Source organism: Achromobacter sp. DMS1, assembly GCF_001270295.1.
Genome location: NZ_LHSJ01000083.1, coordinates 1 through 14,720, shown reverse-complemented (window position 1 = coordinate 14,720; position 14,720 = coordinate 1). Strand labels below are relative to the sequence as shown.

Here is a 14,720-nt window from a genome sequence, read left to right as displayed (position 1 = left end):
GGCGGCGGCCGGCTCGCCCGCCGCCAGCACGTAGGGGCCGATTTCGATGCGGTCGCCTTCGCGCACCGGGGCTTCTTCCCAGGGCGCCAGGGCGCGGCCGTTGATGCTCACCGGCGACATGCGCTCCAGGTTGATGCAGCGCGCATTGTCCCTGGGCCACGCGCAGCGCCGCCTGCACGCGGCACAGGCCGTCGCCGGCCGGCAGCGCCAGGGTGTTCTGCGGCGCGGCCCCGATCGTGCCTCCCGGGCTGTCGAACAGGACGGACAGCGGCGTGAATCCGGGATGGCGGCTATGGCTCAGGGCGGTCAGTTTCATGGTGGGGGGCTCCAGCCGGGCGCGCCGCCGGCGGCGTCAGTGCGCGGCGCGCGCCTTGGCGAACACGGGGCCCCATTGCGGATGCCCGGCCTCGCTGGGCGACAGCGTGAAGGAAGGATCGATCTGCAGGATGCGCTCGAAGCCGTCCTGGCAGAGTTGCGTGTAATTGCTCATGCAGTAGCTGAAGGACTGCAGCTTCAGCGCCTCGATGCGCTCGGCGTCGGGCGCGCCAGCCAGCGTGTCCGAACGCGCCACGCGGCGGATGACTTCGCCATAGCGGCCGGCCGCGTAGTCGCTCTTGACCTGCGCCAGCTCGGCGGTTTCTTCGGCGGTGGCCGTGCGCTGCACCTTGCCGGGGACGGCGCAGCCGGCGGCCAGAATCATGACAAATGTCGCAGCGATGTATCGGAGGGGTTGGACCGGGATCATGGGAGGCTGAAACAGCTTTTCAGAGGGAAAAGACACAGGGGGTGCGCCGAATCATATCGGCACCGGGCGCTGAAATTACGTCTTTTCGTTTCTACACTGAATCAGAGTTGTTTTGAATGTGACAACCCGGTAAGAGCCGTAACGTCATCCTTGCATCACGGAAAAGTCATTTTTTTGCGGCCAAGATACGCGCTTCGCGAAATACAAGAATGGAGGGATCCATGCTCATGCGAGGCGCGACCTTGCACGCGTCCCTCGGGCGCCTGGCCCGCGCCGCCCTGGCGGCGGCCTCGGTCCTGGCGGTCGCAGGGTGCGCGTCCACCGCGCGTCAGGTGGCGGTGCCGTATGCCGTCGAGCTGACCGCGTCCAAGGACGTCAACCCCGATTCCAACGGCCGAGCGTCGCCGATACAGGTCACGATCTTCGAGCTGCGTTCGTCGAGCCAGTTCGAGAGCAAGGACTTCTTCACGCTGCTGGGCAATCCCCAGGCCGCGCTGGGCGCCGAGCTGCTGGATACCGAGCAGGTCATTCTCAAGCCCGGCGAAACCCGCGTCGTGCGCCGTCCCGGCAATGTCCAGGCGCGCGTGATCGGCGTGGTGGCCGGATACCGAGATCTCGAGCAGAGCGCGTGGCGGCGCACGGTGAATCTGCCCGAGCCGCAGAACACCAACATCTACAAGGTCTGGCAGTTCTCTCCGAGCGAAGAGCCGGTGCCCATCAAGGTGGACCGCAAGGGCCTGGAAGTCGTCAAGAAGGAGCGCGCCTGGTGGATGATCTTCTGAGAACCGCGACGCCGCGCGGCGTTTCTGGTGGGGCCTATGGCATCTAACAATAAAGTGGTCTGGTCGGAGGGCATGTTCCTGCGGCCGCAACATTTCCAGCAGTTCGAGCGCTATCTCGAGCACACGGCGCGCCTGCGCGCGCCCCAGTCGCATTTCTGGGGCTTCTACGAGCTGGCCTTCGACGAGGATGCGCTGGCCATCGGCAAGCTGGTGCTGAGGCAGGCGCAGGGCATCTTCCCCGACGGCACGCCGTTCCTGTTCCGGCACGCCGACGAGGCGCCGCCCGCGCTGGAAGTGCCGGCGACGCTGCGCGACGAACGCGTGATGCTGGCGCTGCCCGCGCTGCGCGAAGGCGCGTGCGACGTGCTCTACGAGGAAACGAACGCCGACCTCGCGCGCTATCTGGTGCACGAGGAAGAAGTGGCCGACAGCGGCGCGCTGGCGCTGGAGCCTGCCCTGCTGCAGCTGGGCCGTCCGCGCCTGCGGCTCATGCCCGAGAGCGAACTGGGCGACGACTGGGTGGGCCTGCCGGTGGCGCAGGTGCGCGAGCGCGGCGCCGACAACCGCGTGGCGCTGGACCCCGACTACATCCCGCCCTGGCTGGCGGCGGGCCGCCACGAAGTGCTGGGCGGCCTCATCGACGAGCTGTCCGGCCTGCTGCAGGCGCGTGCCGAATCCATGCACGAGCGCCTGGCGCAGCCCGGCCGGGGCGGTGTGTCGGAAGTGGCCGACTTCCTGCTGCTGGAAACCGTCAACCGCTACACCGGCGCGCTCTGGCACGCGCGGCAGGCGCCGGGCACGCACCCGGAGCGCGTGTTCCACGACTGGCTCATGCTGGCCTGCGACCTGGCCACCTACACCACCGAGGAGCGGCGTCCGCGCGTGCTGCCGGAATACCGGCACGACGACCTGCGGGCTACGTTCCTGCCGCTGATGCAGGAGCTGCGCCGCTCGCTGTCGGTGGTGCTGGAGCAGCACGCCATCCAGATTCCGCTGCAGGACCGCGGCCAGGGCGTGCGCGTGGCGCAGATCCCGGACGTGGAACTGCTGCGCACGGCGGCCTTCGTGCTGGCCGTGCACGCGGACCTGCCGCGCGACGTGGTGTCCGCGCGTTTTCCGGCGCAGGTCAAGATCGGCCCGGTGGACCGCATCCGCGATCTCGTCCACCTGCAGCTTCCCGGCGTGACGGTGCGCACGCTTCCGGTGGCGCCCCGGCAGATTCCGTACAACGCCGGGCACGTCTATTTCGAACTGGACAAGAGCGGCGATTTCTGGAAGCAGCTCGAGCGCACCGGCGCCATGGCCATGCATTTGGCCGGCGAATTTCCCGGACTCTCGATGGAGTTCTGGGCGCTGCGCGACTGACCGCCCCTGCCGGCCCCCCTCCGCGGGCGCGCCGGCGCTGAGATGACCCAATATGACAACCGACGCCATTCTCGATTCGCCCTTTCCCGGCCCCGCGCGCGGCGAAGGGCCGTGGCACCGCAGCGGCGAGTACGTCATCAGCGGCAGCAATCCGCTGGTGGCGGCCGCCAATCCGCTGCTGGACCTCGTGCCGCAGATCCGCAATACGGCCTCCCATCCTTCCCCCGCCATGCTGCGCGAGCAGCTGGTGGATGAGGTGCGGCAGTTCGAGCTGCGCGCGCAGCAGGCCGGCATCCCCAACGAAACCATCCTGGGCGCGCGCTACTGCCTGTGCACGGCGCTGGACGAGGCCGCGCGGCTCACGCCCTGGGGCGGCGGCGGGGTGTGGTCCGCGCACAGCCTGCTCGTGACCTTCCACAACGAAACCTGGGGCGGGGAGAAGTTCTTCCAACTGCTGGCCAAGCTGTCGCAGAATCCCAGCCATCACCTGGACCTGCTGGAGCTGCTGTACTACTGCCTCCTGCTCGGTTTCGAGGGGCGCTACCGCGTGCTGGACAACGGGCGCTCGCAGCTGGAAACCCTGCGCCAGCGGCTGCTGCGCATCCTGCGCGGCGCGCGCGGGGAATATCCGCGCGAGCTGTCGCCGCATTGGCGCGACATTCCCGCGCAGGTCGCCACGCGCGCCTGGCCGGTGCCGCTCTGGGTGTTCGCGGCGCTGGCGGGCGCGCTGGCCCTGGCAGCCTATTTCGGGCTGACGTGGCGCCTGGGCTCGGTGTCGGACAGCGCGTTCGCCGCGGTCGGCGCGGTGCAGACGCGCGCCTGGAACTGGCGCGGGCGCCCGCGGCCAAGCCGGCGCCCAAGCCGCGCCTGGCCGAATTCCTCGCGCCGGAAATCCGCGAAGACCTGGTCACGGTGCGCGACGAGGCCGACCGCAGCGTGGTGGTGCTGCGCGGCGACGGCCTGTTCGATTCGGCGCGGCCGACGTGCGCGAACGCTATCTGCCGGTGCTCGCGCGCGTCGCCGACGCGCTGCGCGAGACGGAGGGCAGCATTCTCGTGAGCGGCTATACCGACAACATTCCCAGCCGCGGCGCGCGCTTCCCGTCGAACTGGCACCTGTCGCAGGCCCGCGCCGACGCGGTCAAGGAGATCCTGGAAAAACGCCTGGACGATCCAGGCGCGTGCGCGCCGGAGGGCCGGGGCGATGCGGACCCGGTGGCGCCCAACGACACCGCCGCCAACCGCGCCCGCAACCGGCGCGTGGAAATCACGCTGCTGGTGCCGCCCGTGCCGCGCTCGTCCACGGTGGAAGGAGCGGCGCAATGATCCATACCTTCTTCGGTTTCCTGATGAGCCGCGGCCTGTGGAATTTCCTGGGCCTGGTGGCGCTGTCGCTGTTGATCTGGGTGGCGGGGCCGCTGCTCGCCGTGGGCCAGTGGCGGCCGCTGGAGCCGGCCGCCGCGCGGGCGGGCCTGAATTCGTCGCGCTGTTCGAGGTCGCTGCTGCGCATTCTGTGGCGCAAGTGGCGCCAGGGCCGGTTGAACGCCCAGCTGCTGGGGCAGCTGCGCCGGCCCGCCGCCGCCAAGCGCGAAGAGGCCAAGGAGCCCGTCAACCCCGAGGTGCGCGAGCTGCAAGAGCGCTTCGACGAGGCGGTGGAGCTGCTGCGCCGCACGCGCTTCGAGCATGGCGAGCGGCCGGGGTTCTTCTCGCGCTTTTCGCGCCAGTATCTGTACCAGCTTCCCTGGTATGTGTTCGTGGGCGCGCCGGGTTCGGGCAAGACGACGGCGCTGGTCAATTCGGGCCTGAATTTCCCGTTGGCCGACCGCTACGGCAAGGTCGGGCTGCGGGGCGTGGGCGGCACGCGCAATTGCGACTGGTGGTTCACCGACGACGCGGTGCTGCTCGACACGGCGGGGCGCTACACCACGCATGAGAGCGACCCCATCGGCGACGAGAACGAGTGGAAAGGCTTCCTGGGGCTGCTGTCGCGTTTTCGCGGCCGCCAGCCCATCAACGGGGCCATTCTGACCGTCAGCGTGGCCGACCTGCTTTCGGCCTCCGATACGGAGCGGGTGCAGCATGCGGCGGTGCTGCGCAAGCGCCTGCAGGAGCTGCGCGAGCAGCTCGGCATCCAGTTCCCCGTCTATGTGCTGGTGACCAAGGTGGACTTGCTGGCCGGCTTCGAGGCTTATTTCCAGTCCTTCGGTCGGGAGGATCTGGAGCAGGTGTGGGGCTTCACGCTGCCCTATGCGCGCTCGCAGGAAGAGGGCTTCGACCTGTACGAGGCTTTCCATGCCGAGTACCGCCTGCTGCAGCGCCGCCTGGACGACGCGCTGCCCGAGGTGCTGGCCGCGCAGCACGACGAGGCCGGCCGGGCGCTGGCCTACATGCTGCCGCAGCAGTTCGCCAGTCTGCAGAACGTGCTGGGCCAGTTCCTGAGCGACGTGTTCTCGGCCACGCGCTACGAGGCCCGGCTGGTGCCGCGCGGCGTGTACTTCACCAGCGGCACGCAGGACGAAGGCGAAACCTTCGACCAGGTCACCGGCAGCCTGCGGCGCTACCTGCGCCTGGACAACCGGCTGGAGACCCAGGCGCCGGCAGGCGAGGCGCGCAGCTTCTTCCTGAAGAACCTGCTGCAGGAAGTGATCTTCAAGGAAGCGGGGCTGGCCGGGCGCAACCTGCGCTGGGAGCGGCGCTACCGCCGCCTGCACTGGGCGGGCTACGGGCTCATCACGCTGCTGCTGGTCGGGCTGCTCGCCGGATGGTTCGTGAGCTATGGCAACAATTCGCGCTACCTGGCCGAGATCGAGCGGCGTGTGCCGGTGGCCGACAAGCTGGGCAAGGACTTGAAAATCACCCAGGCCGGCGACGTGCTGGGCCTCATGCCTTTCCTGGACGCGCTCTGGTATCTGCCGCAAGGGGCGGACTTCGACATCCACTCGCCGCCGCTGGGCTACCGCTTCGGGCTGTACCAGGGCGAGAAGATGTATGCCGCGGCGCAGGGCGTCTACCGCAATACGCTGGACCAGGTGCTGCTGCCTCAGGTTGCGCGGCGCGTGGAGTCGGCGCTGCGCAACGCCTCGCCCGACGACCTGGAATACGGCTACGAGGCCCTGCGCGCCTACCTCATGCTGTACGAGCCGGACCACTACGATGCCGACTTCATGCACGCCTGGCTGCTGTCCGACATGCAGAAGACGCTGCCCGAAGGCTACACGCGCCGCCAGTACGACATGATGTCGCTGCACCTGCGCAACCTGGTGCAGGGCAAGGTCATCGTCTCGCCGTTCCCCAAGGACGAGGCGCTGGTGGCCAGGGCGCGCGAGCAACTGGCGCGCTACACGCTGGCGCAGCGTTCCTACAGCCGGCTGCGGCGCCTGCTGATCGGCGGCTCCAAGGCGCCCGAGACCACGGTGGTGACGCTGGCCGGGCCGCAGGCCGGGGCGGTGTTCACGCGCAAAAGCGGCAAGCCGCTCACGCAGGGCATTCCCTCGCTGTACAGCTACGACGGCTACTGGAAGGTGTTCAATACGCGGGTGGGGCAGGTGGCCGAGCGGCTGCGCGCCGACGATGCCTGGGTGCTTGGCATCGAGCCGGGCAGCCTGCGCGAACGGGCGGGGCAGGACACGCTGGTCAACGACATCCGGCGGCTCTACCTGAACGACTATGTGGCCACCTGGGACGCCTATCTCAACGACATCAAGCTCGCGCCCAGCTCTTCGCTGCTGCAGAGCATCCAGACCTCGCGCACGCTGTCCGCGCCGGATTCGCCGCTGGTGAAGCTGGTGCAGGGCGTGGCGCGCGAAACCACGCTGCTGCGCGAGCAGGAAGGCGGCGCGCGCTCGCTGGTGGACGAGGCCAGGAGCCGGGTGAGCAGCACCCGCGAGACGCTGGAGCAGCTGTTCGGGCCGGTGGGGCCGACCGGCGGCACGCGCGCCGATGCGTCCGAGGGCAAGCTCGAAACCATCGTGGACCAGCATTTCGATTCGTACCGCCGCCTGGCCCAGCCGGACGCCAACGGCATGTCGCCGATCGCCAACACCACCGGTCTCATCAACGAGCTGTACACCTACCTGACCGCCTCGGACGCGGCGCTGCGCAGCGCAACCCGGCGCCCAGCTCCGACGTGTGACCAAGCTGCGCGCCGAAGGCGGCCGCATGCCCGAGCCGGTGCGCGACCTGCTCACGGCCTGTCGGTGAGCGCCTCGGGCGAGGTGTCGGGCGTGGTGCAGGAGCAGCTCAACGACGAGGTGGCCGCTACCATCGGCCTGTTCTGCCGCCAGTCCATCGCGGGGCGCTATCCCTTCGCGCCCGCTTCCACGCGCGACGTGGCGCCCAACGACATGGCGCGCCTGTTCGCGCCGGGCACCGGCATGATGGACGATTACTTCCAGCGGCGGCTGGCGACGCAGATCGACGTGTCAGGGCCGCGCTGGCGCTTCAAGCCGGGCATCGACGGCACGCCGGGCAAGACCTCGCCCGTGCTCGACGCCTTCCAGCGCGCGGCCGTGATCCGCGATGTCTATTTTTCGGCCGGCAGCGTCACGCCGCAGTTCCGCGTGTCGATCCGGCCGGTGGAGATGGACAGCAGCATCACGCAGTTCCTGATGGATGTGGATGGGCAACTGGTGCGCTACGCGCACGGGCCGCAGGTGGCCACCCGGTAGATGCCCACGTCGTGCGACAGATAGCAGCCCGGGCGCCAGCGCCACGTCCAGCGGGGCCCCGATGTCGATCTGCGAGAATTCTTCGGCCACCACGTCGAACCACGCCGAGCCCGCCCCGGAGATCAGCGCCGGACCATTGCGGCGCAGCGCCCGGCGGCGGCCAGTTCGCGCAGGCGTCGGCCGCGCGCCGCAGGAAGGCGCGGATGTCCGGTTCTTCTTGCAGCACGCCCTCGTAGACTTCGACGCCCGCCAGGGCCAGGGCGGGCCAGCGCGCGATTTCCGCGGCCACCTCGCGCAGTTGCGCCGGCTCGCGCACGCCGGTGCGCCCGCCTGGCGGGCCGAGCTCGATCAGCACGGGCAGGGTCAGCCCCTGGTCGCCGAAATAGCGGCCCAGCTGCGCCGCGTTGGTCGCGGAGTCGACGATGCAGAAGTAGGTGAACGAGGGGTCGCGCAGCAACTGCGCGATGATGGCCATGTTGGCCTTGCCCACCAGTTGGTTGGCCATGATTACGCGGCGGATGCCGTGGCGGTAGGCGGCCTGGGTCTGCGGGGCCGTGGCCAGCGTGATGCCCCAGGCTCCCGCGTCGATCTGGCGCTGGAAGAGCGCCGGGCTCATGGTGGTCTTGCCGTGCGGCGCGAGCTTGACGCGGTAGGCTTCCATGAACCGCTGCATCCACGCGAGATTGTGGCGCACGCGGCTTTCGTACAGCACGGCCACGGGCAGGCTGACGTCCTCGGCCAGGAGATTCCAGCCGAGGCCGGCCGCCCCGGCCGTGGTACAGGCGGGCGGAAACGCGCCCAGGCCCTTGCCGTCGGGATCCAGCGGTACAGCGGGAGTGGAAGGGGCGCCCTTTGTCATGTCTGCCTCGGCGTGTCTTGAAAAATTATTCAATCAGACGCTGATGTTGGAGATTATCTTGAAAATAATTTACAGACAGCAGTTGGGACTAACCCCTAGGACCTGTGCGCGGCTTCTTCCAGCGTCCGCATGGCCCCGGGGCGCACAGACCCCGCCGATCGCGCGACAATAGCCGCATCGACGCGGGGCGCCGCCCGCGCATGCTTCTACGAGGAACCGCCATGCTGAAAGTCGCCCTGGGCCAGTTCGCCGTCAGCCGAGTCTGGGAAGAAAACGCGCAGGTCTGCGCAGACCTCATGGCGCGCGCCGTGCGCCGCGGGCGCGGGGCTGCTGGTGCTGCCCGAAGGCGTGCTGGCGCGCGATATCACCGATCCGCAGATCGTGCTGAAAGCCGCGCAGCCCCTGGACGGCCCCTTCGTGACCCGCTTGCTGGAGGCCAGCCGCGCGACGCCGTCGCTCACCACCATGTTCTGCGTGCACGTGCCCACCGGCGAGAGTCGGGTCTGGAACACCCTCGTCACGCTGCGCGATGGGCGGATCCTGTCGCGCTACCGCAAGCTGCACCTGTACGACGCCTTCAACATGAAGGAATCCGCCAACGTCACCGCCGGCGACGAGATCCCGCCGCTGGTGGAGGTGGACGGCTTCAAGGTCGGCCTCATGACCTGCTACGACGTGCGCTTTCCCGAGTTGGCCCGCCGCCTGGCCCTGGACGGGGCCGACGTGCTGGTGCTGCCCTCCGCCTGGGTGCGGGGCGCGCTCAAGGAGCACCACTGGGAAGTGCTGGTCACGGCGCGGGCCCTGGAAAACACCTGCTACGTGGTGGCCACGGGAGAATGCGGCGAACGCAACATTGGCTGCAGCATGGTGGTGGATCCGCTGGGCGTGGTCACGGCGCGGGCCGGCGAAGCGCCCGTGCTGCTGCTGGCCGACATCGACAGGCAGCGCCTGGACCATGCCCGCAAGTGCTGCCCGCGCTGGCCAACCGACGGTTCGGCCCGCCGGAGCTGGCCTGACCGCCGGCGGCCGGGACGCCGCCCATGGTGTAATAGCGGCTTGAATTTCCCGCCTTTTCCCCCCATCTGCTGTCAATGAGCAACGATCTCTTTGCGGCCGACCCCAAGCACCGGCCCTATGTGCCGCTGGCCGAGCGCCTGCGGCCGCGCACGCTTTCCGACGTGGTGGGCCAGTCGCACCTGCTGGGCCCGGACAAGCCCCTGCGCGTGGCCTTCGAGTCCGGCCGTCCGCACTCCATGATTTTCTGGGGGCCGCCGGGCGTGGGCAAGACCACGCTCGCCCGGCTGATGGCCGACGGCTTCGACGCCCAGTTCATCGCCATCTCGGCCGTGCTGGGCGGGGTGAAAGACATCCGCGACGCGGTCGTCACCGCGCAGGTGGCGCAGGGGCAGGGCCGCCGCACCATTCTGTTCGTGGACGAGGTGCATCGTTTCAACAAGTCGCAGCAGGACGCCTTCCTGCCCTATGTCGAGAGCGGGCTGTTCACCTTCATCGGCGCCACCACCGAGAACCCCTCGTTCGAGGTCAATTCCGCCCTGCTGTCGCGCGCGCGCGTGTACGTGCTGCAATCGCTCACGCAGGAAGAACTGCTGCAACTGGTGGACCGCGCTTTGCAGGCCCTCAACGAAGACGCCGAAGAGGGCGCGCGCATCAGCATGGACGAGCAGGCCCGCGAGCAATTGGCCGCGTGGGCCGACGGCGATGCGCGCCGCCTCATCAGCGCGGTGGAGGTGGTGGCCGAATCGGCGCAGGCCGCGGGCCGCGGCACCGTGGACGCCGCCTGGCTCGAAACCTCGCTGTCGCAGAACCTGCGCCGCTTCGACAAGGGCGGCGACGCGTTCTACGACCAGATCAGCGCCCTGCACAAATCCGTGCGCGGCTCCGACCCGGACGCGGCGCTTTACTGGTTCTGCCGCATGCTGGACGGAGGCGCCGATCCCAGGTACCTGGCGCGCCGCGTGGTGCGCATGGCGATCGAAGACATCGGTCTGGCCGACCCGCGCGCCACCGAGCTGGCCCTCAACGGCGCCGACATCTACGAACGCCTGGGTTCGCCCGAAGGCGAGCTGGCGCTGGCCCAGGCGGTGGTCTACCTGGCCTGCGCCGCCAAGTCGAACGCCGTCTACAACGCCTACAACGCCGCCCGCAAGTTTGCCGCCGAGCATGGCAGCGCGCCGGTGCCCATCCACCTGCGCAACGCCCCCACCAAGCTCATGAAACAGCTGGGCCACGGCAAGGCCTACCGCTACGCGCACGACGAGCCGCACGGCTACGCCGCCGGCGAGCGGTATTTCCCGGATGGCATGAACCCTTCCTTCTATCGCCCGACCGATCGCGGCCTGGAGGCTAAAATCCAGCAAAAGCTGGCCTTCCTGCGCGAACTGGACGCCCAGGAACGCGCCAGGAAACGGTAACGGGCCGCGCCCGTTGCTTTCCGCAACCTCACCGACATCACCATGCTAGACCCGATACTGCTGCGCAAAGACCTGCAAACCGTCGTCGACCGCCTCAAGACCCGCGGCGTGTCCTTCGACACGGAACGGTTCAACGACCTGGAGTCCCGCCGCAAGGCCGTCCAGACCGAAACCGAGTCCCTGCAAGCCCGGCGCAACGCGCTGGCCAAGCAGATCGGACAGCTCAAGGCCAAGGGCGAGGACGCCAGCGCCGTCATGGCCGAGTCGCAAGCCGTGCCGGTGCGCCTGAAGCAGCTCGAGGACGAGCTGGCCGCGCTGCAGCAGCCGCTGGCCGAACTGCTCATGTCGGTGCCCAACCTGCCGCACGCCAGCGTGCCGGTGGGCGAATCGGCGACGACAACGTCGAGGTGCGCCGCTGGCTGCCCGCCGAGGCCGGCCCCGACGGCAATCCGCCGCCGCTGGGGTTCGAGCCACGCGATCATGTCGCCCTGGGCGAACCGCTGGGCCTGGATTTCGACACCGCGGCCAAGCTCTCGGGCGCGCGCTTCTCGTTCATGCGCGGCCCCGTCGCGCGCCTGCATCGCGCGCTGGCGCAATTCATGCTCGACCTGCAGACGGGCACGCACGGCTACACCGAGTGCTACACGCCCTATATCGTCAACGCCTCGACGCTGTACGGCACGGGCCAGCTGCCCAAGTTCAAGGACGACATGTTCGCCGTGTCCAAGGGCGGCGGCGACGACGACCCCAAGGTCGACGAACACGGCAAGGCCTATGTGCGCGAAGACCAGTACCTCATCTCCACCTCCGAGATCACGCTGACCAGCGTGGCGCGCGACGCCATACTTCCGGCCGAGGCGCTGCCCATGAAGCTCACCGCCCACACGCCCTGCTTCCGCTCCGAGGCCGGCAGCGGCGGGCGCGATACGCGCGGCATGATCCGCCAGCACCAGTTCGACAAGGTGGAAATGGTGCAGGTCACGCACCCCGAGCGCTCTTACGAGGCGCTGGAAGAAATGGTGGGCCACGCCGAGCGTGTGCTGCAGTTGTTGGAACTGCCGTATCGCGTGGTGCTGCTGTGCACCGGCGACATGGGTTTCGGCTCGGCCAAGACCTACGACCTGGAGGTCTGGCTGCCGGCGCAGAATACCTGGCGCGAGATTTCCTCGGTGTCGAATTGCGAAACCTTCCAGGCCCGCCGCATGCAGGCGCGTTTCCGCAACGCGCAGGGCAAGCCGGAGTTCGTGCACACCCTGAACGGCTCCGGCCTGGCCGTGGGCCGGGCGCTGGTCGCGGTGCTCGAAAACCACCAGCAGGCCGACGGCAGCGTGCGCGTCCCGCAGGCGCTGCGGCCCTACATGGGCGGGGTCGAGGTGCTCAAGCCCTGAACCGGCCCGTTTGTCCATCGGCCTTATGGACGATAAAAAAGCGGAACCCTCGGGTTCCGCTTTTTTTTATCATTAGCCATATTTCTGTCGCGTTTGGCAGTTAATCTGATTTTGCGTAAAAGCCCTGATTCTGATGTTAGAAAGTGTGTAATCCGGGAAGTGGGGCCGGATAGTTGCGGCACAATACCAATGTGTTCGACACGCTTCATTCAGCTTATATAACAAGGAGTTTGTCCATGACTTCAAGAATGATCGGAGATTTTCGCGTGAGATGCACCGTGGCCCGCGAAGACGGCCAGGGATATCGCGTGCAAATATGGACCCGCCGCGTCGGCATGAACGCGCCGGAAAAATGCTGGACCGTGCCCGGCCAGCGCCCCTTTGCCAGCCTGGACGAGGCGCAGCGCGAGAGCGAGCAGCTTTTCCATGGCATCAACGGGGTTCGTTTCAACGGTGAACCGGAGTTTGCCCATGCGTCCGCATAATGGCTGGTGGCGCGCGTCGAGCACGCCGCGCCGCTGGATCGACCTGATCCAGGAACCCCCCCGCCTTGCCGTGGACGGCAAGGCCCCCAAAACCCTGCGCAAGCCTGCGGCCGAAACCGCCGACAAGGTCGGACGCACGCCCGTCGCATAATCGGCGGATGCGGTGCGCCGGCTACGCGCCGCAAAGCAAAAAAGCCGCTCAAGTTGAGCGCTTTTTTGCTTTGCGGCATGCCAGGCGGTATCCGGGCATGCTGGTTAATGTATTAACGAGCGCCGGTTCAGTGCCGGTGCGGACCGCCGCGGTATCCCGGAGGCGGAGGGCCCCAGCCCCGGCCATGCCCGTGCGGAGGGCGGTGGCCATGCCAGTGGGGGCGTCCGCCGTAATATACCGGCGCGGGGTACACGACCGGCGGCGCCACATAAACCGGCGCCGGCCGGTAGTAAACGGGCGGCGGCGGGGCAACGACGACCGGCGGAGGCGGCGCCACGTAGACGGGCGCGGGATACACGATTCCCGGCACGCCGATCGAGATGCCCACGTCCACCCGGGCGGACGCAACCCCCGAAATCAGCATGGCCGCGGCGCCCGCGCCGGCTATCAGCCACTTCTTCATCTTGCACCTGCCTGCTGCTGACGCAGCAAAGTTGAGTATCGATGGGCGTATTTTCGCGGTTTTCACGCCCGCCGATCGTAAGCGCCCCGGGCCCAATGGCGACAATCCGCAACCGTCCCCCGAATGAATCCCGGCAGCTTGCTGCATTGCGTCAGGTGTCCGTCACTCTGGAAACCCCCGGTTTGAAATCAACTGAAATCCGGCGGTTCGGGCCCGGCCTCGACGGCGAAGTTTCATCTGGTAACCAACGCCGGCGGGAAAACCGCATCTTCAGAAATCAGGGGCCGTGCCGGGATGCTGGCGCCGGAATTCCACCACCCAGACCCAGGGATTGGCGGCCCAGGCATGCGCGCCATAGCGCTCGCACCAGTTGATGGCAAAGGCCGTCAGCAGGGGCACGCCCGGCAGCAGGGCGCTGCTTTGGTAGATGGCCTGCGTGCCTTCGGCGCGCGCGTCCGCTTCGGTAAGCTGCTGCAGGCGCTGGATGCGGACCCCCACCACCACCGCCGTGGCAAAGCGCACGCCGTTTTCGTCCTCGAGCTCGATGCTCTGGCCTGTCTTGCCGAAAGGGCAGGTGATCCAGTTGGAGGTGCGGCGCAGTTCGGCGCAGCCGTCGGCAGGCCCCATGGCGATCCAGCGGCTCGAATCGGAGGCATCGGCGAACCAGGCCGTCGTCGGCTTGGACGGCTGCGGCTTGACGATGCGGCGGGCCTGCACTTTGTGCCCGTCCAATATCGCCTGTTTGAGCGGTTCGCTGAACTGAAGTGCCTGCCTCTTCATTGGAACGTCACCCCCCTCTCGTCGATAACGCAGCACGAGCATATCCGCTATGCGTTTCGCCGGACGCGCCGCGTACGCGTGTCTGGGCCCGGCGGAACGCAGAGTATGACGCGTCATAAGCATCGTGTCCGTCTCCGCGTTATTTTTGCTGCGCCCCCGGGCGCGGGCCCCGCGCCGGGCGGCGCGTTGTTTGTATACTCGACGAATGACTACGACTTCACCGCACGATCTCAAACCCGGGTACTACTGGTACACCATGGCCAACGACCCGCTGGCCGTCATTCACATTCATGAAGACGGCGGGGCCACGCTCATGGGCACCGATTACCGCCTGGCTCCCGAAGGGGTGGCGGACATGATCCGCCAGGGCGAGCGTTTCTTCTGGATCGAACCTCCCAAGGTCTGACCTCGGCATGACGTTGCCGGACAGCTCCAGGGGCGAATACCGCCGTGCGCGGCGCGAAGGTCGTCCAGCGAGCGGCTTGCTGCTTCGCAATGTGCGCCCGCTGGGCGGGAGCACGGTGGACGTGCTCGTGCGCGACGGCCGCATCGCGGCGCTGGGCGCGGGCCTGCCCGCAACCGGCCCGCTGCGGGTCGAGGACGG

10 protein-coding genes and 4 pseudogenes are annotated in these 14,720 nt (G+C 68.1%); 10 read left to right on the top strand and 4 right to left on the bottom strand.

Translation table 11 applies throughout. The features are described 5' to 3' along the window. Nucleotides 1-352: 352 nt before the first annotated feature. Nucleotides 353-700 (bottom strand): TssQ family T6SS-associated lipoprotein, encoded by a 348-nt coding sequence (locus tag AD428_RS11775; protein WP_235489922.1) that lies wholly within the window; start codon nucleotides 698-700, stop codon nucleotides 353-355. Nucleotides 701-966: 266 nt separating this feature from the next. Between AD428_RS11775 and tssJ the strand changes: the two genes are divergently transcribed. From tssJ to tssM, 4 genes and pseudogenes are all read left to right on the top strand, one after another. Further along, the gene (tssJ, locus tag AD428_RS11770; RefSeq protein ID WP_053245286.1) at nucleotides 967-1,527 is read left to right on the top strand and encodes a type VI secretion system lipoprotein TssJ; all 561 of its coding nucleotides are present in this window, start codon (nucleotides 967-969) and stop codon (nucleotides 1,525-1,527) included. Nucleotides 1,528-1,563: 36 nt separating this feature from the next. Continuing rightward, nucleotides 1,564-2,892 carry a type VI secretion system baseplate subunit TssK gene (tssK, locus tag AD428_RS11765; RefSeq protein WP_053245285.1) on the top strand — a complete coding sequence of 443 codons (1,329 nt, stop codon included), beginning with the start codon at nucleotides 1,564-1,566 and terminating at the stop codon, nucleotides 2,890-2,892. 52 nt (nucleotides 2,893-2,944) lie between these two features. Further along, a pseudogene (locus AD428_RS11760) lies at nucleotides 2,945-4,217 on the top strand (DotU family type VI secretion system protein). After that, nucleotides 4,214-7,558 (top strand): type VI secretion system membrane subunit TssM, encoded by a 3,345-nt coding sequence (tssM, locus tag AD428_RS11755; protein WP_369798745.1) that lies wholly within the window; start codon nucleotides 4,214-4,216, stop codon nucleotides 7,556-7,558. The pseudogene AD428_RS11760 and the gene tssM overlap by 4 nt, the downstream one beginning before the upstream one ends. On the opposite strand, the pseudogene AD428_RS11750 reads toward tssM, so the two are convergent. Then, a pseudogene (locus AD428_RS11750) lies at nucleotides 7,546-8,417 on the bottom strand (alanine racemase); the annotation flags it as partial. The gene tssM and the pseudogene AD428_RS11750 sit on opposite strands and share 13 nt — an antisense overlap. Before the next feature lie 221 nt (nucleotides 8,418-8,638). Between AD428_RS11750 and AD428_RS11745 the strand changes: the two are divergent. From AD428_RS11745 to AD428_RS26775, 5 genes and pseudogenes are all read left to right on the top strand, one after another. Then, a pseudogene (locus tag AD428_RS11745) lies at nucleotides 8,639-9,433 on the top strand (deaminated glutathione amidase). Nucleotides 9,434-9,508: 75 nt separating this feature from the next. Next, complete coding sequence (locus tag AD428_RS11740; protein ID WP_053245284.1) at nucleotides 9,509-10,849, top strand: replication-associated recombination protein A; 1,341 nt, start codon at nucleotides 9,509-9,511, stop codon at nucleotides 10,847-10,849. 42 nt (nucleotides 10,850-10,891) lie between these two features. Then, nucleotides 10,892-12,237 (top strand): annotated as a pseudogene (gene serS, locus AD428_RS11735) (serine--tRNA ligase). Nucleotides 12,238-12,473: 236 nt separating this feature from the next. After that, complete coding sequence (locus AD428_RS11730) at nucleotides 12,474-12,722, top strand: hypothetical protein (RefSeq protein WP_082308375.1); 249 nt, start codon at nucleotides 12,474-12,476, stop codon at nucleotides 12,720-12,722. Beyond that, nucleotides 12,709-12,873, top strand: coding sequence for a hypothetical protein (locus tag AD428_RS26775; RefSeq protein ID WP_160318577.1), 165 nt, complete (start codon nucleotides 12,709-12,711; stop codon nucleotides 12,871-12,873). The genes AD428_RS11730 and AD428_RS26775 overlap by 14 nt, the downstream gene beginning before the upstream one ends. 127 nt (nucleotides 12,874-13,000) lie before the next feature. On the opposite strand, the gene AD428_RS27890 is transcribed toward AD428_RS26775, so the two are convergent. Further along, complete coding sequence (locus AD428_RS27890; RefSeq protein ID WP_053245282.1) at nucleotides 13,001-13,336, bottom strand: hypothetical protein; 336 nt, start codon at nucleotides 13,334-13,336, stop codon at nucleotides 13,001-13,003. A 270-nt stretch (nucleotides 13,337-13,606) separates the two neighbouring features. Beyond that, nucleotides 13,607-14,116: a hypothetical protein gene (locus AD428_RS11720; protein ID WP_053245281.1), complete on the bottom strand. Its 510-nt coding sequence runs from the start codon at nucleotides 14,114-14,116 to the stop codon at nucleotides 13,607-13,609. 205 nt (nucleotides 14,117-14,321) lie between these two features. On the opposite strand from AD428_RS11720, the gene AD428_RS26090 reads away from it, so the two are divergent. Beyond that, nucleotides 14,322-14,522: a hypothetical protein gene (locus AD428_RS26090; protein ID WP_200908030.1), complete on the top strand. Its 201-nt coding sequence runs from the start codon at nucleotides 14,322-14,324 to the stop codon at nucleotides 14,520-14,522. Nucleotides 14,523-14,720 lie beyond the last annotated feature (198 nt).